Consider the following 21325-nt stretch of genomic DNA (forward strand, 5'->3'; position numbering starts at 1 on the left):
ACAGATGCGGGCGCGGATAGACCGGAGCTGCGTGCCAGCGATCTTTGGTGTAGAGATCTGCCATGGCTGCGGGCTGCAGCGGTCCCTGACGGCCTGTTAGGACCAGGGGATCTGGGAGGGAGGTGCTCTGGCCAATGGCTTCCACCATGACCGCCTCTACCATCAAGGCCCGATCGGATCGCGTAAACCCGTAGCGCTGTTGGTACGCTGCCGCAAACTGGGCCTGCATCGCCGGGATAGCCTCAAAATCCACCGTGATCACCGAATCATTGCCCGCGCTGCGCAGGTGTAGCTTTTTCAAGATCTCTAGGCGATCGGGTGCCAGGTCCTGTGCCAGAAGTTCTGCCTGCGCTGCAGCGCTGAGCTGGTCTAGCAGTTGGGATAACTTGGGCAGGATGGCAGGATCTAAGAACTGCTCCACGGCCTGTTCCTTAATCACGCGCCCATCCGCTAGCCCCATTCCATAGGCCGAGAGCACCCCAGCATAGGGGTGAATAAAGATCTTGGGAATGCCCAAGGCTTCGGCAATTAAACAGGCATGTTGCCCCCCGGCTCCGCCAAAGCAACAGAGGGTGTACTCGGCCAGATCGTGACCCCGTTGAACCGAAATTTTCTTAATGGCATTGGCCATGGCCGCGATCGCAATGCTTAAAAATCCGGCGGCCACCTGTTCTGGAGAACGGGAATCGCCAGTCTGCTGGTGAATCTTGGCCGCTAGCTGTGCAAACTGAGTCTGCACGATCTCGCCATCTAGCGGCTGCTGGTGGTGAGGTCCAAACACCTGGGGAAAAAACTGCGGCTGAATTTTACCCACCATCACGTTGCAATCGGTTACCGTCAGCGGCCCCCCGTTTCGGTAGCAGGCCGGGCCGGGGTAAGCTCCCGCGGATTGTGGCCCCACCCGATAGCGAGCCCCGTCAAACCGGAGAATCGACCCGCCGCCAGCGGCTACGGTGTGGATGGCGAGCATGGGAGCCCGCAAACGCACGCCCGCCACCTCACTGGCCAAGGTGCGCTCGTATTCTCCCTTAAAGTGAGAAACATCGGTGGAGGTGCCGCCCATATCAAAGCCAATCACCGCCTGAAAACCTGCCGCGACACTGGTTTTCACAGCGCCAACAATGCCCCCCGCCGGTCCAGAGAGAATACTGTCTTTCCCTTGAAAGCGCTGGGCATCGGCAAGGCCCCCGTCAGATTTCATGAATGATAATTGGACCGGGCTCTTTGTGCTAGAATGCTGGTCCTTCTCTCCGGCTAGAGCCGCCACCACCTGGTCAACGTAGCGGCGGAGGATGGGCGACAGGTAAGCATCGACCACGGTGGTATCGCCCCGACTCACCAGCTTCATCAGCGGGCTGACTTCATGGGAGACCGAGATTTGGGGAAAGCCGACCCGCTGGGCTAGGGCCGCCAGCTGCCGTTCATGGTCAGGATAGCGATAGCCGTGCATGAGCACGATGGCACAAGCGTGAATGCCGCGCTGGTAGGCCTCCTGAAGCGATCGCTCAAGGCGATGGATCTCTGCTGTGCCCAGGGGCACCAGGACCTCCCCTTGGGCGCTGTAGCGTTCCTTAACTTCGATCACCTGATCGTAGAGCATCTCCGGCAGGACAATCCTGCGCGCAAAAATATCCGGTCGGTTTTGGTAGCCAATGCGGAGGGCGTCTCGAAAGCCTTGGGTGATTAACAGCAGAGTGCGATCGCCCTTGCGCTCTAGCAACGCATTAGTGGCAACGGTGGTGCCCATCTTCAGGGCCTGGATTTGCTCCACGGGGATGGGATCGGTGGCCGCGAGGCCCAGGATATCGCGGACCCCTTGAATGACTGCATCTTGATACTGATCCGGCTGCTCTGAGAGCAGCTTGTAGCTAATGAGCCAGGCCTGGCCCGAGAGTGGCGTGAGTTGGAACCGCTCAGGATAAGACGCCAGTCGAGAAATGATCTGGGATTGATCGGTGAGCGCCACCAGGTCGGTGAAGGTGCCACCGCGATCGGCAAAAAATTGCAGCATAGGGGGGGGGGATGAGCGAGCCAGGTAAACAGTCCAGAGAAACCCCGAAGACTAGAGACGAGAGGGGCCGAGTATGAGAAGGGCTAAATATTAGAAGTAACACAAAACCAATCCCGCATCCTATGACCGGTGCTCTCCCGCTTATCCCTGTTTTAAGTCCGCAAAACTCGATATGATCACGGGCAGTAATTTCAGCATTTTTCCATGGGGCTTTCTGCATCGCTCTGGCGCCAGAATTTGGATTTGGCCCACGCCTGTTTAGATCATCCCTTTGTCCAGGGCATTGCCGATGGCTCACTCGCGCGCGACTGCTTTGCCTACTACATTGGCCAGGATGCCTTCTTCTTAGACGCCTTTGCACGAGCCTATAGTCTGGCGGCGGCCAAGGCTCCCTGCCGTGAAAGCTTTGCCACCCTGCACCATCTGGCCAGCGGTGTTTTGACCGAGCTGGAACTCCATGAAGGCTATGCCCTGTCCTGGGACATTGATATTCACACCGTTCAGCCAGGCTCAGCCACGCGGCAATATACCGACTTTCTCGGCGCCACCGCCTGGAGCCAGCCCCTAGGGGTAACCGTGGTGGCGATGGCCCCCTGCATGCGTCTCTATGCCTTTTTGGGGCAGTCTTTGGCCCAACAACAGCCGCTTTCTTCTAGCTATCATGCCTGGGTGGACACTTACAGTAGCCCCGAGTTTGAGCAGCTTGCTCAGCAGATAGAGGCACTGGTTGATGACTATGCTCAAGATTCTCCGCTGGTTCAATCCACCTACCGCTATGCCATGGTCTGCGAGGCCCGGTTTTTTGCCGCCGCCTTCCAGCACCCGTCCTAGGGGTTAAACCCTGACCTGATCCTTAACCGCGGTAGGCTTTGCCTTCAGCTTTTGCAGATAGCGCAGCCGCTGCTGAAGATAATCTAGGTTTTGGATCACTTGGCCATAGCGCCAGCCAGCGTAGGCCTGTAAAATCTCGGCCACCTCTAGGGGCAGATCCGTTTCCAGCAGCTGGCCCCGAAATTCCAGCACCGTCCAAGCCGGATCCTTGGGATGCCCCTGCTGGGCCAGCCACTGTAATAAATCCTGATAAACTCGCTCCATCGGTTCTAGCTGCCGCCGCCAGGCCCGATAGATCCAGTAGGATCGCAGCCGCCCCAGTCCCCAGAGGGCTAGGGCCATCGATCCTCCCCCCAGCAGTCCAATCCCAAGGCCAACCCACCCCTGGGACATCAGCCGGGTCAGGCTACCCAGGGCTGCCCCCAGCCACATCCAGAGCTGACTCAAGATATTTTTGACCGGAGAGGGAAACCAGCCTGCGACCCAATGCCAAAGCTGGCTGAGGAGGGGAAAACGCTCCTGGTCTTCAATGGAGGGCGGCACCACCGGATGCCCTGGAATGGGATCAAAGGCAAACCAGCCCTGTTTGGGAATGTAGACCTCCGTCAGGGCATAGGCGTCGGTATTTTTAACCAGATACAGTCCCGTGAAGGGATTAAACTGGCCGGGCGCAAATCCGGTGGCCAATCGCGCTGGAATCCCCACCGAACGCAGCATCAAGGTCAAGGTTGTGGAAAAATGGTCGGGATAGCCGCCGCCATAGTCCTCTATAAAGGCCTGCACTAAATCTTTCTCCGCAGGCAGAGCCGGTAAATCGGGTTTTAGCGTGAAGTTTTGCTTCATGGCCTGGGCCAGCAGCAGCGCTTTTTCCGACGGCGCGCTGGGCTGATAGTCTGACCTGGCCAGGAAACCTTTGGCCTGATCTTGCAGGATTGGGGCGATGGCCTCTGGCACCTGGAGGTACTTCTGGCGAATCGCCTTAGGATAGTTCTCCCCCGCCTGCCGCATCTGGGTGCGATCGCGGTAGGGCACGTCGGAGACAATGGTGTAGGTCAAGCCCTCTTCCAGAGCCACGGGCGATCGCAGTCCTTGCTCTTGATCCAGGGCAATTTCCTGGGTGGGGAAGTAAACGTGGCGGGGTGAACTCAGCGCTGGAATCAGGTTGGGAAAGGTATCGAGAATAGAAAAGGTTTGCACCACCTCCTTGGTCCTGGCCAGAGAGGTTGTTTGAGGAATGGAGAAACGATAGGACCAGCGCGATCGCCTCAGGGTTTGAGTTTGATCATTTTCTGAGATCGTCCAGCCCTTGCCTGTATAGCGATCAAAGGCCATCACTCGCCAAAACCCAGGTGACTGGGTCCGCACTCGCATCACCTCCTGCGGTTCCAAAGTGCCGCGCAGGGTTTGGTCCATCTCCTGATTGAAGCCGGAATAAAAGGTGGAATTAAAGGGAAGCGATGCGGTGGAGCTTGAAAAGGTAGCCCCATCGGTGGCCTGGCTGTTTTCCTCGCCTGGTCGCTGACCTGAGCGAACATAGCCAGGATTAATGATTGTCTGATTATTAAACTCTCCCTGGACATCAATGGGGGCACTCACCGGAAAGGTGCGCAACTGATACCCTGGCATTCTGGGCATGAGGGCAAATACCATGAGCCCCAGCAGCGCCACCCCCACAAACATCAACCCCAGATGCCGTAGCTGCTGCCCCTTCACTTCCATGCCAGGATCCGCAAGCCGCAGGCGAGAGCGGTAGTCTAAGCGTAAAACTGGCAGCCCAACGGCCAGAAATAGCAGCAGGAATAGACCAAAGAGGGAGGTCTCGCTGATGGTGGCGGCCACGGCCATTAAAATCAGACCAATGGTTGCGGAATACCCTAAGTCCTTGCGGCGCGGTAGATCGAAGGTATGGAGAACCTGCAGTTGAATGAGCAGTTCTGCCAGCACCAGACGAGTATCGTTGGCTTGCCCGACAATTCGGCCCAAAAACAGGCTCAAAACCACCAGCATTCCCACCGCAATGAAGATCTTCGCCACCCGATTCGGTCCCCGCCGCGATCGCCAGCTCCACCCTGCTCCTGCGAAGCTCAGGGGGATAGCCCACAGGCTATTGCTGCTGCCGGCGGCAACATCCGTGGCCACGATGCCAACGCTTACCAGGATTTGAACCCAAAGCCTCAAGACCCAGGAATGTTCTACCCTCCCTGCGCTGGCTTGAGCAGGCCCTTGCCTCCAGGGATTGGTCAGGACTGCAGAAAAGCTGCGGCCTGGCCACACTGATGACCACCAATGGTTGAATCCAGCCATGAAATCAAGCTTGCTGAGGGGTTTGGCTTAGTCTACCCAGGGAGAGCGGGAAAGGACACCCGGCCGATATCCGCAGATTTACCCAGGAAGGTGCCGATCTGTTCGGGTTAACCTGATCCTATCGGAGACCATCGGGGGATGAGAAACAAGATGACAGGCGACCTTAGATACCCCAAGGAGATCGATCCGTTGACCGACCCCGTGGCGGAGAAGCCTCATCTTGTCCTAGGGGAAGTCTGCCCGCAATTTAAATTCTTTAAACAGGATGAGGATTGGCTAGGCATCTTCCCCAACTTCCCGCAGTAAATCCTGATCCAGCAGAGATTGAACGTCAGGGTTCACTTTTTTAAGATTTTTCCAGAGTCTGGCACTGACTTGAAAATTCAGCCCAGGGTGCAAGGTCACCGGACCAAAGAAGCTATCGAATCGCCGGGGTTCATGGAGTTTGCTTTCAATGGTAATCATGTCGCTCATGGCACATTTATCGCTTCGATGGCTTACTGATCCGATGGCGGGTGGGGTGGGCTTGGGCGCTTCGAGTTGCGCTTTTTAGAGGGGGTGATCCAGGTCCCGATCAACAAGCAGATCAAGCCCAGGTTGATGAATACATCTGCAATGTTAAACACCGGGAACTGAATGAGTCGAAAATCCAAAAAGTCAACGACGTGACCCTCTAAAAATCGATCCAGACCATTGCCGGCTGCTCCACTGAGTAAAAACCCGAGCCCCACCTGATCCCAGGGAGAGAGGTTTTTGACAAATAACCCCGTGTACACCAGGCCCAGGCTCACCCCCAAGGAGATCCAGCGCAGCCATATTTCCCCTTGGAATAGGCTGAAGGCCGCGCCGGTATTAATTACAAAGGTAAAGTGAAAGACCCCAGGAATCAGGGCCAGGGTCTGGGGCGGCGTCGTCAGGTCAAAGGACGTGACCACCCACAGCTTGGTGACTCGATCAAGCAGCAGACCCAAAAAAGTGGCGCCCCAAAATAAGTAGTTTTTTCGAATCATAGGACAACGGGTGCAGACCTTCAGCAAGGGAGAAGCAAAAAAACACAGCGCGCCGATTAAAGAGCGCGCCACGCTAGTAGAGCAAAATTTTTCTGAGCAGGAGGGAGCAAAATACCACCGCGCACAGAATGATGAGCTGGCCGGGCAGCGGCAGCAGCGAGTAATTCAGAAAAGTGCTCCACCAGCCCCCCGGCAATTGGCGCACCAGGGCAAGCAAAGAGAAATAAACCACACCACAGCCATGAATGATCCCTAGCCCCGCCAGGGCGCTGACCATCAGCGATTCAATTTTACGGGCCAGGCGAAATGCCAGGTCGCCGCAAACCCAGGCTCCCAGTAAAAATCCCAGCAAATAGCCAAAGGTCGGCTCCCGGAAGTAGCTCAGTCCTCCCCCCTGGGCAAACACCTGAAATCCGCTCAGGCCCAGGGCAAGATAGGCAATCTGAGACAGTGCCGCCGCGTTCCGTCCTCCCATACAGGCCACAAACAGCACCGCCCCCAACTGCAAGGTGACCCCCAGCGTTTCTGTGGAAATTTCGGATAGGTCAATGGGCCAGGTTAACAGGGGAATGGGAATAGCAACTTCAATGAAGACGCCACTAATCGTTAGAAGGAGTCCAATAATGGCCCACAGAAATTGATCAAAGGCGGAAAGCACCATGGATTTGGCAGTTATGGCTGTGGATATTCGCCGGGTACTGGAGCTTCGCCCCCCTGCAATCCTAAGCGGTCCAGGAGTTCGTGATCGCGCTGAGTGGGCTGGCCCAGAGTGGTCAGATAATGACCCACCAGCATGGCATTGATGCCAGCTTTAAATCCCAGGTCCTGATGATTGCCCATAATCACCTCTCGACCTCCGGCATAGCGCAGGATTTGCTGGGGCAGCAGGAGCCGGAAAATGGCGATCGCCTTGGCTGCCTCGTAGGGGTCCAGGCGGGGTTGGCTTCCCAGGGTGGTTCCTGCACGAGGATTGAGCAGGTTAATAGGCACCGATTCCACCGCCAGATCTCGCAGGGCCAGGGCCAAGTCAATGCGATCTTCCCAGGATTCCCCCATCCCCAAAATTCCGCCGGAGCAGGCCTGGATACCCGCAGCCTTGAGGTTTTGGATCGTTGCAACGCGATCTTGCCAACTGTGGGTGGTCACCACCTTCGGGAAATGGGCCTGTGAACTTTCCAGGTTGTGGTTATAACGGGTAACCCCTGCTTCGCGCAGGGCCTGGGCTTGCTCCAGGGTGACCTCTCCCAGAGCACAGCAGGGCTTAATGTTGGTTTGCTCTGTAATGGCGCGGACAGTGGCCAGGACCTGTTCAAAATCGGCGTTGTTTTTACCCCCGTACTTGGGACCTCGGCCCTGACTGACCAGGCAGAAGCGCTTGGCTCCAGCGGCCTCTGCCCGTTTTGCATCGGCTAAGATATCCGCCTGGGATCGGAGGCCATAGATGGGAGAGTCCTTGCCCGGATGATGGGCCGATTGGGAACAAAAGGAGCAGTTCTCCGAACAGTTGCCAGATTTGATGTTGGTGATGCTGCACAGGTCCACGGTGTTGCCGCAGCAGGCCGCTCGCACCCGTTCAGCAGCCTCGCAGAGCATCAAGATCTGCGCTTGGCCCTCAATATGACTCAGGGCAATAGCCTGGTCGCGATCGAGCAGGGTTCCGGCTAAAATCTGCTCCACCAGCCCCTCTAACCAGTCCTTGAGGGAGGCGCTGGAATCTGCAACATCCTGATGCGGAGAAGGGGGCAGGGGAGCTTGAACCACGACAGAACCTCAAATCTTTTTTCCAATTGGAGCATTCTATCATCGGTCCCTCTTGGGTTGAAAATACGGCCTAATCCTAAAATAATCTGGCAACGGCTACCCAAAGGAGGCCTTTGTGGAGTATGGTGCAGGGCGTAAAGATTGCAAGTCTTACCATGGAACGCTATATTCCGCTGGTTGCCCGCTTCTTTTTGTCAGTGATTTTTTTGCGCTCTGGAATTTTCAAAATTTTAGACTTCAGTGGGACGCAGGCCTACATGGCTTCCAAGGGAATTCCAGAGACGCTGACGGCGACGCTGCTGGTGCTAACCATTGGGGTGGAACTAGTGGGAGGATGCTCGGTTCTACTGGGCTATCGAGCCCGCTGGGGAGCCTTAGCGCTCTGTCTGTTTTTAATTCCGGCAACGCTGATTTTTCACACTAACTTTGCGGAGAATGCCCAAACGATTCAATTTTTTAAAAACGTGGCCATCTTCGGGGGGCTGCTAATGGTGTATGCCAACGGGTCTGGTGCCTTGAGCATTGATCAAACCGTTCGATAGGGCGAGAAAGACCGCTGCTGAGGTCCAAACCCCGATCTGCCCCCTCAGATCCAAACCCTAAACCCCAATCCCAGTTCCATGCCCCGCCACCTGTGACTTTTGCAACTTTATTAGCGTGGAGGGGTGAGTTGACTCCCTGCGTCCCCATGACCCCTGTCCAACCTCCCTCCCTCCGAAGCCCGCTTTACCCGAGGATTCGCCAGTGGGCTGACCGCATCGAAGCCCACTGGCACCAGTATCTGGATTGCTCCGCCTATCCGCTGCTGCAGGATCGGGGCTACCTTGAAGGCCGCCTGGAGGGGATCAGCGAGTCATTGAAAATCGCTGCGATCAAACGCCGGAGTTTCGCAATCTGCACCCTAGCTGCCGGTAAACCGTGGTGGATGAGGGTAAACCCTTGGGACTGAACCGTCAACGATAAAGTTGTTTAGGCACAATTGCAGGAGATTGAAGGCTATGCCCGTTAACGTCAATCGACGCAGATTTATTGAAGCGGGGGCCGGTGCTGCCACTGCGCTGCTCCTGGGCGATCGCGTTTGGGGCCAAAATAATCGCCCTCCCAACATCGTCTTAATTGTGGCCGATGACCTTGGGATTGAAACGCTTCAACCCTACGGCAGTCAGTTTTATCGCACCCCCCGCCTCAACCAGCTTGCCCGAGAGAGTTTGTTGTTCAATCATTGCTATGCGACACCCTTGTGTACGCCGTCGCGGCTGATGCTCATGACCGGGAAGTATAACCACCGAAACTACGTCACCTTCTCGAACCTGCCGCGCGGGGAGCGCACCATTGCCCATCTGCTGCGGGAGAAGGGGTACAAAACCTGCATCGTTGGAAAATGGCAGTTGGCCAGGATTCAAGGCCAGCGTCCCGATGAAGCCGGGTTTGATGAATTTAGCCTGTCTCCCGGTCCCGATGCCAAAAGCGGTACCCCCACGGGCAGCTTGATTTACTGGTTTCCCAAGATTAACGAAAATGATGTTTGGAAACCCACCACCCCTGACCAGTATGGCCCAGACCTGTCGGTGCAATATTTACTAAATTTCATTTCTCAAAATCAAAATCGCCCGTTTTTTGCCTACTATGCCATGCATCTGCCCCATGGCCCCCACGACGCCACGCCCGATAGCGCAGACCCCTCCATCCGTAGCGATATTGTCGTTTTCCCCGACATGGTCACCTATCTTGATAAACAGGTGGGGCAGATTCTCCAAAAGCTAGATCGGTTAAATTTGCGGCAAAATACCGTGGTTATCTTTACCTCCGACAATGGTAGCCCCCCGGAGGTCACCTCTCCCTTTCAGGGGGGCCAGGTTCGCGGTGGAAAATCCCTCATGAACGATCGCGGCACCCATGTTCCCCTGATCGTCAACTGGCCTGGGGTGATTTCCCCGAATAGCCGCACCAACGCGATTGTAGACTTTACAGACTTCTTTCCCACCTTTTCTGAAATGGCTGGCGGCAATCAGTCCGAGGCCCAATCCTTGGATGGAGTGAGTATGCTCCCCATTTGGAGGGGCGAGGTGCAAAATACCAAGGGGTATGCCATGATTGCATACCCGGAGCGCTATGCCAGCGATTTGAGGTCATTCTGGGCGAGAACGCAGCAGTACAAGCTCTATGACTCTGGATTGATGTATGACATCCCGGCGGACCCGGAAGAACAGGCGCCGATTTATCCGCAGGACGATAACTCTCAGCAGCAGATCATCCGTCGCCGGCTGGAGGTGACCCTGCGCCGATTTGGATTATCGGTGCCCCGGCCTCGTAAGCCTGGCTAGGATAAGCCAAGGGGAGACCCGCCAAGCTTGCTCACTGAAATCTTTCCCATCCTGGATGGGGGGAGGAGGATCCCCGAGGATGCAAAATCTCTCCTAGAATTTCGAGGGAATCGACCAGCCGGGGGCCGGGACGATTGAAATATTGATTGCCATCGGTGAGGTAAACCTGTCCGGTCTGGACCGCTTGAAGCTGCCTCCAGTTGGGATGTTGACTGAGGGCAACCGCTGCCTCGCGCGTTGCCCTTAAGTTGAATCCGCAGGGCATGAGCACGATTACATCGGGATCGATCTGGATCAGGGAGTCCCAGGTGATCCAGTCCGAATGCTGCCCCCGTTGCCCCAGAAGATCCTGACCGCCCGCTAGGGCCACCAATTCAGGCACCCAGTTGCCCGCCACCATCAACGGGTCCGTCCATTCCAGACAAACCACCCTCGGATGGGGTGAGGGGGGCTGGCGCTGCACCTGACACAGGCGATCCCTCAGCCGGTCCACCACCGGATCTCCCTTCACGCCCAGGGCCTGCCCCACGTTCAGGATGTCTTGCCAAACCTCTGACAGGGTTTTGGGCTGCAGGGAAATGACCTGCGGGGAACAGCCATCCAGGACGCTTAGGGCCGCCTCCACCTCCGCTAGACTTACGGCACAGACCTCGCATTGAGCCTGGGTGAGAATATGGGTGGGCTGAAGCTGGCGAAGCATGTCGAGATCCAGGCGATAGATGCTCAAGGCTCTTTGCAACCGTTGACTCACCTGATGATGGATCTCCCCACTGCTCTGGTGGGGGTCCAGGTTCGGCGCAGTACAGACTGGCACAGTGAGGACCTGGGGAGGGTAATCACATGCGTGCGATCGCGCCACCAGGGCATCCAGGCATCCCAGAGCCTGGACAATTTCCGTGGCGCTGGGAATGAGGGAAACAATGCGGATCGAAGAGGAGGAGGACGACATCGGGAGCGCCATAGGGGAGATTGTTCATTTTAATGCACGGCCTCTATCCCGTGGGCTGACTGCTATCGGAGTTTTGGATTTCTCGCTGCCCTATTTGAGTGGCCCGCTCTAGAAGCAAGTTCAGCGCTGTGCGGATTAAAATCACCACCACTAGCTGGGCAATGGTGTCCCACTGGGTAGACCCCATGGTTTTTAAAATGCTGGCCCCGATCAAAAAACTCAGTCCCAGGGAGAACGAGTAGCCCATAACGAGCCGACTTTGCTGGAATACGGCAAAGGTGGGATGGCCTGGCACAATCCCGGTTAAAAACAGCACAAAGGCCCGCAGCACCCCCACGGCAATGACCACAATCGCAAAGATCTGGCAGATGCTAATTAAGAGGCTGCTACAGAACAGGGCAAGGAGGTGCACCTGTTCGCTAAAGACGGGCAAGTTCAAGCCGATAATCGAAGTCAGGGATGATCCTAAAGGGGACCCCCTTAAGGTATCAACTTTTAGGGACAGACGGGTCCCATGGCCCAGGGAAATGAGCTAGAGAAGCCTTTCCCTGGGCCATTCCTAATCCAGGCTTGTGCTTGAGCCGCCTCGCTTTGTGTGGTAGGTATAAGCTTCAAGCTGCTCCACCCCAGTGTTCCATGCCAGTCCTTCCTGCCCGCTTGTCTTCGAAGTCGCGCCTCAGACAGTATCTGGCCCTGGGGTGTTTTGCGATCGCCCTGTGTCTCTCCCTGCTGTTGGCCCCGGCCAGTCTGGGATCCGTGCCGATTCGAGTGGACAATCAGGTTATCTTTCAACTCTCTGACTCGCCGGAGCTAGGGGCTCAGGAACGGGCCCAGCGACTAGATCAGCAAATCCAGGCGGCGGTGCGCCGCAGAACCCCTGCCAGCATTGAGGTCAATACCCGCAACCAACAGCCCGTTTTAAGGATCAATGGACGCTCTGTGCTGACGGTGCTGCCCTCGGACACCATTGAGGGCAATACCCCCACCGAACAAGCTGAGATCTGGGCTGCCCAGATCAAGTCTGCCGTTGAAGCGGCCCGAGCCCGACGCAGCAGCGCCTATCTGCGCAATGCCGCCCTTTTGTCCCTGGGACTGCTGGTGCTGGCGGTTCTCCTGCACTGGGGACTGGGCAAAATTTGGCCCTATCCGACCCGCTGGCTGATTCGTCGCATTGGGGACGAGGCCATGGCCCAATCGCCGCCCCCCGGCCTGCAGCTGGCCCAGCACATTAGCCTCGGTGTGGCACGACTGGGGGTGTGGGGAGGGGTGGGGCTGACCATTGCAAGCTTGTTTCCCCAATCCCAGAACTGGAGCGCCATCGCTCGCACCGGGCTGCTCAACGGCCTGACCCAATCCTTTCTTACCCTGGGATCCCAGAGCTATTCTCTGCTGGATTTCCTGATCCTGCTGATCATGCTCCTGGTTCTGCTGCTGGCCATCGGGGCCTTTGTGAATTTCCTGAAGCTGCGGCTGTTGCCCCAAATGGGCATTAACCGGGGGGCTGCCGAGGTGATTACGGTGATCACCCGCTACGTGATGATTACCCTGGGCGCCATTGTTCTCCTTCAAATTTGGGGACTGAATCTTAGCTCCCTCACCATTGTGGGCAGTGCCCTGGGGGTTGGGGTTGGGTTTGGGCTGCAGGGCATTGCCAAGAACCTCATTAGTGGCTTAGTGCTGCTATTTGAGCGCTCGGTGCAGGTGGGCGATCTCATTGAGGTCGGGGACTACGTGGGGGTTGTTGAACGTGTCAGTGCCCGCAACCTCATCGTCAAAACCCTGGATCGCGTTTCGGTGATTGTTCCCAGTTCGAAGGTTCTAGAAGATATCGTAGTGAATTGGAGTCACGACAGCCTCACCTCCCGGCTCCATTTGCCCATTGGGGTTGCCTACGGCAGCGAGTTGGAAAAGGTCAAGACCCTGCTGCTTCAGGCCGCGCAGGAGCATCCGCAGGTGCTGAAGGCGCCGCTGCCTGCGGTGGTGTTTGTGGGATTTGGCGACAGTTCGCTGGATTTTGAGCTGCTGATATGGATTAAGGAGCCCAGTCGTCAGCTTTTTATTCGCAGCGATCTCTATTTTCGAATTGACGCTCTATTCCGGGAGCATGGAATTGAAATTCCGTTCCCCCAGCGCGATCTACACCTGCGATCCGGGCAATGGTCCCGCGGCGATCGCCCCCAGGCCCAGAACGGTTGATCTAAACGCCGGTTGATTAAACGCCGGTTGATCTAAATCATTGATCATCTAAATCATTGATCTAAGAAATGAACCCATCTTAAATTAAACCCATGAAAGCCCCATTCCCGGTCTACCCCAGGGCATAGTGGAAAGGCAGGCGGTCGCGGGATCGGATCCCCCCAACCGATCCGGTTACCGCATATCCTGGATTGAGGTGTAATGATTGGTCACGTTCTGGCACAACGCTACAAAGTCCTTGAGCCCTTGGGCCAGGGCGGCATGGGACAGACCTTTATCGCCGTAGATCTGCATCTACCGGGCCAGCCCCGCTGCGCCGTGAAGCGCTTGAAACTGGCGGTTCAGGACCCTGAAATGGTGGCGATCGCCAAGCGTCTTTTTTATAAGGAAGCTGAAATCTTAGAAAAACTGGGTATCCATCCTCAAATCCCTAATCTTCTGGCTTATTTTGAGGAAGAAGGCCAGTTTTTTTTGGTCCAAGAGCTGATTGAGGGCCACCCCTTAAGCCGAGAACTCCCCCTGGGCCAGCGCTGGCCTGAGGTACAGGTTCAACAGTTGATGACCGAAATTTTAACCCTGTTGCAGTTTATCCATCGCCATCAGGTTATCCATCGGGACATCAAGCCCGACAACCTAATCCGCCGCCAGGCCGATGGACGTCTGGTATTAATTGATTTTGGCGCGGTCAAGCAAATTCGTGACCCGCAGATCAGTTCCGTCCTGATGAGCCAGACGGTGGGGATTGGTACCCCAGGCTATATGGCCACCGAGCAGGTGAACGGAAAGCCCAGACCCAGTAGCGACCTCTACTCGGCAGGGATTATTGGCATTCAGGCCCTCACCGGGCTCAGTCCCACCCAACTGCGGGAAAATCCCGAGGATGGAGAACTCATCTGGCGCGATCAGGCCGAGGTGGGAGAGGGCTTTGCCCAGATTTTGACCCAACTGACTCGTAATTACTTTAAGTTTCGCTATCAAAGTGCGGATGAGGCCCTGCAGGCCCTGGCCCAGATCTCCGCTGGCCCACCGGCTGGCTATGTGCCCCCACCCCTGACCCCAGTGCCCCCACCCCTCACCTATCCTCAACCCCGGCCAGGAGAATCATCCACAGGCCCCACCCTTGCCGTTTCTCCGGCCCACAATACCGTCCCCACCCCCGCCCCGCCCTCCAGTCGCCGCGCCGCGCCCCGCCGTCGCTTCCCCGGTTTCCCCCTGGCCATCGCCGGGGGACTCATTGTGGCTGCCTTAGCCGGAGCGGTGGTTCTGGTTCGCTGGCCCCTGTCGCCGCCCTCCCCCCCAACGGTTCGATCCACGCCCGATCTGGGATTGCAGCAGCTGCGTCAGGCCAGAACCACTGCTACACAATCTGGCGATCTAGGCGCCGCCATCCGCATGGCCGAGGCCATTCCCCCGGCCAGTGAGGTTCATGGCGAAGCCCAGACCCAGCTGCAATCCTGGCGGCGCGACTGGCAAAGCCAAAATGAAACCTTCCGTCAGGCCCAGGTGGCCTTTGAGGCGCAGCAATGGCGAGAAGCCCGCGACTTAGCCCTGGCCCTGCCCCAAAATCCCTACTGGGATGAACGCGCGGATCCCATTTACTTTCAGGCCAGGGCCGAGCTGGAAAAGCAAAGCGTTCCCCCCTCCGGCAGCTTCCCCAGGGCTAGCTGTGGGGACACAGATCCCGTCAAGCCCTTTTATCGAGTGTATATTTCAGGAAATCAAGCTCTCAATCGGGCACAGCAAGACTTTTGCCGGGATGCCTACTATCGGTCCGCTAGTAACCGCCTCTACTTTGCGGCCTTTGACAGCCTCGGGGGGGCCGAAGCCTTTCGTCGCCAACTTGGATCGCATTTTAGCGGCGTCCAGATTGAAGAAGTGAATTAGATCATCCTCGAAACACAAACCCCACCAGATAAATCTCACCAGATAAACCCCACCAGACGAGACCTCAAGCCTGTGCAGATGCCCTTTTCTCCCTGCCCGGATCCCCAGTCGGGGCACTCCCCAGCCTTGCCCTGGAGAAGAACCCGTGTTTTTGTGACCCTGGTGATCATCTGGGTGCTTCAGGGCTGTGGATTTCGCTCCCAGCCTCAGGGGCAGCCGGACCGGATCCCCCCTCAGCCGCCCCGTGTCGATTCGCCACGGCCAGAACCTCCTGGCTCCTCCCTGACAACGCCTCAATCTGCCGAGACTCCCCCGGCTCCTCCCCTTCAGGCCCTGGCTGACCTGAACCAGCCCTACGATGTCTTGGATGAATTTGGGCGATCGCAGTTTCAAGTCACCAGTGCCCAGGTCTTCGAGCGCTCCGGGCTCCCCAACCTCTCGGTAACCTTTTCGGAACAGGATCTCCTCACGGTGTTGCGCAACACGCGGGCCTATTTTCTCACCTACGCGCCGCAAGATCCCAAGATTTTACGACCGGGGCTGCTGGGTGCTCAGGGCATTGAAGCCGCTGATATTTTAAATACCCTTAACTTTATGATTGCTGTCCTCCAAGAGGATCTCGCCGCTGGGCGCGTCACGCGCCTGAAGGATCCGCAGTTTTTGCAGCAACATTTTCAGATTTTGCACTGGACCCCCTTCAACCCAGGCGATCAGCAGCAGCAGGAGCTGCGTCTCACCAAATATGCCGTTTTTACCCATTCAGGATCTCGCCGCCCCGGTGCCCCCTACGACGTGGCCCTGTACCAGCTAGAGCCTCAGGCAAAGGCGGATCAGGTGCATCGGCGCTACAGCAAGCAGGAGGTTTTGGCGGGGGTGTTTGAGCCGGGAGGGGTGGACCACGGCCAGGTTAAACCCCTGGCTTATCTCACTCGGACGGGACTGGAGGAGGCACTGCTTCAGGGGACCCTCCTGGTCAACTTTGTGGAGGGAGGATCGGCCTACTTCAACGTCGATGTGAACAATGGCATTGCCTATGAACCAGGGGTGGCGCAGCAGGCCCAAAGGCGTTACTGGTACTTCAAACAGGTGGATGCCATTAAGGGCTATGGCTATACCAGTGAAGCCAAGATTTCGGTGCTGCCAGGCGTTACCTTTGCCGGTGACATCCTGAACATTGGACTGGGAAGAGTGGTGGCCCTGGAAACCCAGGTTGAGGGGAAAGCGACTCTCCAGCTCGGCCTCATTGCCGATACCGGGGGGGCGTTTAGTCCCAATTTGCACCAGCTAGATTTTCTGGCGGGGGTCTTTCCCAGCCGCGCCGCTTTTACGGATTATGCGCGGTCGCGATCCGGGCAGGCCAGGGCCTATATCTTGGTGCGCCCGCAATAGGGGCATCCTCGCCGGAGCGGCTTGGACCTGGAACGTTTCTGTCTTGGATTCCATCCAATTGCCTGTAAAATCATCCCTGGTGAAACATCCCTTATAAAATCACAGTGAAGGGATCCGCTGGGATGACCGAGAGGGCCAACAAGACCGGGGGACTTGCAACCATGCTATTGAACCATCGATTTAAGGTGTTGAAACAGCTCAGCCAGGGGGGGTTTGGGGCCACCTTTCTCGCGGTGGACACCCACATGCCCTCCCAGCGTCGCTGCGTGATTAAGCAACTGCGTCCGGAGGTGCCCAATCAAAGCTGCTACGATGTGGCTCTGCGTAAGTTTAAACAGGAAGCAACCCTGCTGGAGCAGCTTGATCATCCCCAAATTCCAAGGTTATACGGGTATTTTGAACAGGAGGGACAATTTTATTTAAGTCAGCAGTGGATTAACGGGCCCACTCTCGGCGATCAGGTGATCCTCAATGGTCCCCGGCCAGAGCCAGAGGTGGTAAGAATGCTGGTGCAGATTCTGCCGGTGTTGGACTATCTTCACGGGCATCAAGTCATTCACCGAGATGTTAAACCCGATAACATCATTCTGCGACGGCCACAGCATCAGCCGGTGCTGATTGATTTTGGATCCGTGAAGCAGCATCTGAAAACCACCATGAGTCCCTCCGGGGGCTTCACCTGTTCAGTGCTGATTGGGACCGAGGGGTTCACTGCGCCGGAACAGGCCACCCAGCGAATTGTGTATTCTAGCGACCTCTACGGGCTGGGGATTACGGCAGTGTATTTACTCACGGGCAAGCTGCCTGAGGAAATTGAGAAAGATTCCCGCACCGGTGATCTCCTTTGGACCGATCTCGTGCCAGCCGTCAGCGCGGAACTGAAGGCGGTGATCAACCACGCCATCGAGTTCAGCCCCCGCGATCGCTATGCGACCGCCCAAGAGATGCTGCAAGCCCTTGCACCCCTGGCGGCCCTGCAAGCAACCGGCGCAAGACGTTTTCAAAGACAATCTCTGGGGGGGGAGTTCCCTCCGCAGATCCAGCCTTCCCTGGCGCGGCCATCGGGGTCCCTGCTGGCGGAAACGGTCCTCAGCCCTGTGCCTGCCCCCAGACGCAATACCGCTCTGTCTAAGCCCCTGCCCCTGGGAGTGGCAGGGTTGGCCATCGCCCTGTCCAGCGCCCTGGCCTTTTATCTGGGATCCTTGACTCCTGGGAATGAAGCTGACGGAGCCGGCCCACCTCAAAATCCCGTTCTGGCCCTGATTAACCGTCAGCAGCAGGCGGGGGACTATCAGATGGCGGTGCCCCTGGCCCTAGAGGTGCCCCAGAATGCCAAAATTGCCAGGGATGCCCAGCGGCTGTTTGCCCAGATGACTGCCTTACCCCTGGGAGCGGAGATGGATGGGGAACTGGACGTGCTCAACTATGCCAAACCGGAGGGAAAACGCAAGCGCAGCCTCCAGGGGCTTGGGGCCAAAACCCTCCAGGAGGTGAATGCCAAGACCACGGCAAAGCCGCTGCACACCAAGCTGGGGCGGTCGAGCATTCGGGTGTATCCCAGCGTTTTGGGTCAGCCAACTCCCCAGTGGCCCCGCTATGAACAGCGCCCGCAGCAGTTTACCCAGGATAGCCTGAAAGCCTCTTGGGTCGATCCCTGGCGGGAGATTTATGAATTTGAAAATAAGATGACTCTGCGGGTGCTCTACGGCTGTCGGACCAACATTGTTTTACAAAATGCGGCGGTCTTCACCCCCCAGGCACAGCTACCCTATTTAAGGGCATGGCTGCGGGAAATGATGCCAGAGGTCTCGGCGGCGGCAATGGAGCAGTATCAGGATAAACTGGTTGAACTTTACAATGGCGATCGCATGGGCGACACCACCTTCCAGACGGTGGAAGGGAATATTCAACTGATGCTATCCAAGGAAAAGGAAAACTTGATCATTGCCCTGCGCATCATCTAACCCATCGAGGATGTCCTTGTCCTTCCCGATTCTATCCAGCCTGGCCATCAACGGTTTTGAAGGCATCAGAAATGGGGTTGAAGTCAAGCCGAGGGAAGCAGGATGCCTCACTCTGATCCTTCCGTTGCCTCTCCGCTATTGTGATCTGGAGCAGATCAGGAGAAATTGCAAGGAGCAACAACGGTGAAAAAGCGACGGATCAGTTTACTTCTGGGGGCCCTGGCCTTGATTGTGACCGCCTGGGTTGGCCTCGCCGCTGCCCGTGCGGGACTGGTGGTGCGATCGCTTCAGGATCACCCCATCCCCTTTATCTATCTCGCGCCCCGGCAGGCCACCTCCGTGCCAGGGGTGATCGTGGCCCATGGGTTTGCGGGCAGCAAACAGTTAATGCTGGGATATGGCTATGTTCTGGCCCGAGCAGGCTATGGAGTCATTTTAGGCGATTTTAATGGCCATGGTGCTAATCCGGCCCCCTTTGATCGCGATACCCTGCCCCAAATGCTAGAGACGGCACGTCAGGTGCTTTTGCTGCAACCTGAGGTGGACCCCAGTCGTCTGGCCCTTCTGGGCCATTCCATGGGGAGTGGTCTGGCAATGAACCAGGCCCTTGCCCATCCCGATCGCTACCAGGCCACGGTTGCGATCTCCCCCACGGGCGCCGCGCTAACGCCGCAACTACCGCGTAATCTCCAATTGCAGGCGGGCAGTGGTGAAGGCCCCTTCGTCCGCAATGCCCAACGGCTGCTCCAGCAGGCTGGGGGAGAAAATTTGAATTTGAAGGAGGGGCTGGGACGGGAACTGGTGGTGGTGCCCAGGGTGGAGCATATTTCCATTCTCTTTAGCGATCGGAGCCACCAAGCGGCCCTGAATTGGCTTGATCGCACCTTTGCAATTTTGCCCGAAAGTGATCAACCCCCAGAGGGAGATCGAAGCTACCGCGATCGCCGCATGGTCTGGTATGGCTTGCATCTGCTGGGCTGGATCCTGGCCCTGGAGTCCCTTTCGCCCGCGATCGCCCCTTCCCTGGAGGGCCGCCCAAGGCCGTCCCGTCGCCCGTGGATCGGGTTAATTCTTTCTCCCTTCCTGGCTGCAGCAGGGTTATGGGCCCTGAGTTTCGTCATCTCACTGCCTGATTTAGGGGGGATACAGGTGGGGGGCGCCCTGGGCCTGTGGTTTTTGATTGCAGGCTAGATCTGGCTATGGCTGTTGACCCCCTTACCTGGCCCCAACGCCTCTAGCCTCCTGCAAGGACTGGGACTCTTTGCCTTTTTGTGGGTTGCCTTTGGGGCATTCGCCCAAGCAGTTTGGCTGCAGTGGTGGCTGATTCCATCGCGTCTGGTGCTGTGGTTACCCCTGGCGGCTTCTTGTTTTCCCTGGTTCCTAGCCACGGGACTAGTGCAGCAAGCGGCCACGGGAAGGCAGCGCTTCCTCTGGTGGCTGGGCCAGACGGGCGCTTTAATCGGAGGGCTGCTGTTGACGGTGGTGATTTTGCCCCAGTTGGGGTTTGTGTTTATTCTGTTGCCCCTGTTTCCACTGATCCTGGCGATCTTGAGTTTGGTGAATCGGTCGGTGAACCTGGCCTGGGCCTACGGGGTAGGGGCAGCGTTATTTTGGGGCTGGCTGCTCGCGGCTGGATTTCCGTTATCGGTCTGAGGATTAAGTGGCCACCCTGCGCCCAGCCGCGCATTGATGGCCGGAATCGCGATCGCCCCACCCAGCAGACAGGCAATCTCCACCTGAATGAGGGGAGTCTTCCCCAGGTCACTTGACTTGGGGAGGGGTTGCTTCCCCTTATTTCTGGTCTTGAGTCGGTGAATGGCTGTCGCTTAGGGCTTCAGACCATTGCTTAGCCAGCGTGATAAAGTCGGAGGGCATCATCAAAATGGTGGTGGTATTGTTTTCTGCCCCAATTTCCGTCAGCATCTGCAGCCTCCGAAGCTCAAGCGCGGCCGGATTATTCACGATATTTTTTGAGGCTTCAGATAACTTAATTGATGCGTCCTCCTCGGCCTCGGCCTTAATTAAACGGGCACGTTTTTCGCGCACCGCTTCAGCTTCTTTTGCCATGGCCCGTTGCATGGTGCTTGGAATTTCAACGTCTTTCATTTCTACCCGCTCAACCACAATCCCCCAGGGGGCCGTCACCTCATCTACGATTTCCTGCACCTTAAAGTTGACTTTATCTCGATTCTGCAAAATATCATCTAAGATATTTTGTCCCACGACATTTCTGAGCGTGGTCATTGCGGTTTGGTACACAGCCATTTGATAATTCTCGACGCGGTTAATTGCTTTGCTCGGATCCATTACCCGGTAGTAAAGCACCGCATTGACGCGAATGGTAACGCTATCTGCCGTGACCGTTTCCTGAGGTTCAATATCAACCGTTTTAGTTCTGACATCGACCCTGGTCTTTTGATCAACGGCAGGGATGATCCAATATAAACCCGGTCCTTTGATGCCTTGAAAGCGCCCTAATCGAAACACCACGCCACGCTCATATTCCCGCTCTACGCGCAATCCCGCGATCGCAACAGAGACAATCGCGAAAAGTGGAATCAGAATTTGTTCCATGGCTTCACTCCTGTCTTGTGAGTTATCGGACACCTTGGGCCGCCTGCTTGCCCTTCCCCACCCTCGTGAGTTGGGTTAGAGGTGCTCTGCCCTTGAGCCGAGCTGGGGGCCTGGATCCGGGCCAAATT

At 56.8% G+C, this 21325-nt stretch carries 18 protein-coding genes; 9 read left to right on the forward strand and 9 right to left on the reverse strand.

The window, feature by feature from the left end; translation table 11 throughout:
* Positions 1–2011: hydantoinase/oxoprolinase family protein (locus QQ91_RS11740; RefSeq protein WP_284707172.1), on the reverse strand; the 2011-nt coding region annotated here is incomplete at its 3' end.
* A gap of 204 nt (positions 2012–2215) precedes the next feature.
* On the opposite strand from QQ91_RS11740, the gene QQ91_RS11745 reads away from it, so the two are divergent.
* Complete coding sequence (locus tag QQ91_RS11745; protein WP_166282255.1) at positions 2216–2842, forward strand: TenA family protein; 627 nt, start codon at positions 2216–2218, stop codon at positions 2840–2842.
* A gap of 3 nt (positions 2843–2845) precedes the next feature.
* On the opposite strand, the gene QQ91_RS11750 is transcribed toward QQ91_RS11745, so the two are convergent.
* The 5 genes from QQ91_RS11750 to bioB all read right to left on the reverse strand — a co-directional run bounded on the left by QQ91_RS11750 (position 2846) and on the right by bioB (position 7917).
* Positions 2846–5146, reverse strand: a complete 2301-nt coding sequence (locus tag QQ91_RS11750) for a transglutaminase TgpA family protein (RefSeq protein WP_201277435.1) — start codon at positions 5144–5146, stop codon at positions 2846–2848.
* A 276-nt stretch (positions 5147–5422) separates the two neighbouring features.
* Positions 5423–5620: a hypothetical protein gene (locus QQ91_RS11755; protein ID WP_166282257.1), complete on the reverse strand. Its 198-nt coding sequence runs from the start codon at positions 5618–5620 to the stop codon at positions 5423–5425.
* A gap of 23 nt (positions 5621–5643) precedes the next feature.
* Entirely contained in the window at positions 5644–6156 is a 513-nt protein-coding gene (gene lspA / locus QQ91_RS11760; protein ID WP_166282259.1) for a signal peptidase II, read from the reverse strand.
* A gap of 73 nt (positions 6157–6229) precedes the next feature.
* On the reverse strand, positions 6230–6817 hold the full coding sequence (locus QQ91_RS11765; protein ID WP_166282261.1) for a biotin transporter BioY: 588 nt from the start codon (positions 6815–6817) through the stop codon (positions 6230–6232).
* Positions 6818–6828: 11 nt separating this feature from the next.
* Positions 6829–7917, reverse strand: coding sequence for a biotin synthase BioB (gene bioB / locus QQ91_RS11770; RefSeq protein WP_166282263.1), 1089 nt, complete (start codon positions 7915–7917; stop codon positions 6829–6831).
* A 155-nt stretch (positions 7918–8072) separates the two neighbouring features.
* On the opposite strand from bioB, the gene QQ91_RS11775 reads away from it, so the two are divergent.
* The gene (locus QQ91_RS11775) at positions 8073–8459 is read left to right on the forward strand and encodes a DoxX family protein (protein ID WP_166282265.1); all 387 of its coding nucleotides are present in this window, start codon (positions 8073–8075) and stop codon (positions 8457–8459) included.
* Between the two features lie 456 nt (positions 8460–8915).
* Positions 8916–10241 (forward strand): sulfatase family protein, encoded by a 1326-nt coding sequence (locus QQ91_RS11780; protein ID WP_166282267.1) that lies wholly within the window; start codon positions 8916–8918, stop codon positions 10239–10241.
* A gap of 31 nt (positions 10242–10272) precedes the next feature.
* Here QQ91_RS11780 and QQ91_RS11785 read toward each other — a convergent pair whose 3' ends face one another.
* On the reverse strand, positions 10273–11190 hold the full coding sequence (locus QQ91_RS11785) for a cobalamin-binding protein (protein ID WP_166282269.1): 918 nt from the start codon (positions 11188–11190) through the stop codon (positions 10273–10275).
* Positions 11191–11233: 43 nt separating this feature from the next.
* Positions 11234–11629, reverse strand: a complete 396-nt coding sequence (locus QQ91_RS11790) for a DUF1622 domain-containing protein (protein WP_166282272.1) — start codon at positions 11627–11629, stop codon at positions 11234–11236.
* A 197-nt stretch (positions 11630–11826) separates the two neighbouring features.
* Here QQ91_RS11790 and QQ91_RS11795 point away from each other — a divergent pair, with 197 nt between their 5' ends.
* The 6 genes from QQ91_RS11795 to QQ91_RS11820 all read left to right on the forward strand — a co-directional run bounded on the left by QQ91_RS11795 (position 11827) and on the right by QQ91_RS11820 (position 20276).
* Positions 11827–13386, forward strand: coding sequence for a mechanosensitive ion channel family protein (locus QQ91_RS11795; protein ID WP_166282274.1), 1560 nt, complete (start codon positions 11827–11829; stop codon positions 13384–13386).
* A gap of 201 nt (positions 13387–13587) precedes the next feature.
* Positions 13588–15270, forward strand: coding sequence for a serine/threonine-protein kinase (locus tag QQ91_RS11800; RefSeq protein WP_201277437.1), 1683 nt, complete (start codon positions 13588–13590; stop codon positions 15268–15270).
* A 78-nt stretch (positions 15271–15348) separates the two neighbouring features.
* Complete coding sequence (locus QQ91_RS11805; protein ID WP_166282276.1) at positions 15349–16659, forward strand: hypothetical protein; 1311 nt, start codon at positions 15349–15351, stop codon at positions 16657–16659.
* Between the two features lie 161 nt (positions 16660–16820).
* Positions 16821–18623, forward strand: a complete 1803-nt coding sequence (locus tag QQ91_RS11810) for a serine/threonine-protein kinase (RefSeq protein WP_166282278.1) — start codon at positions 16821–16823, stop codon at positions 18621–18623.
* Positions 18624–18806: 183 nt separating this feature from the next.
* Entirely contained in the window at positions 18807–19814 is a 1008-nt protein-coding gene (locus QQ91_RS11815; RefSeq protein WP_250833341.1) for an alpha/beta hydrolase, read from the forward strand.
* A 15-nt stretch (positions 19815–19829) separates the two neighbouring features.
* Positions 19830–20276, forward strand: coding sequence for a hypothetical protein (locus QQ91_RS11820; protein ID WP_236096165.1), 447 nt, complete (start codon positions 19830–19832; stop codon positions 20274–20276).
* A 138-nt stretch (positions 20277–20414) separates the two neighbouring features.
* On the opposite strand, the gene QQ91_RS11825 is transcribed toward QQ91_RS11820, so the two are convergent.
* Positions 20415–21197: a slipin family protein gene (locus tag QQ91_RS11825; protein WP_166282280.1), complete on the reverse strand. Its 783-nt coding sequence runs from the start codon at positions 21195–21197 to the stop codon at positions 20415–20417.
* Positions 21198–21325: the final 128 nt, after the last annotated feature.

This window comes from Lyngbya confervoides BDU141951 (assembly GCF_000817775.3).
GTDB classification, from domain to species: domain Bacteria; phylum Cyanobacteriota; class Cyanobacteriia; order Thermosynechococcales; family Thermosynechococcaceae; genus Lyngbya; species Lyngbya confervoides.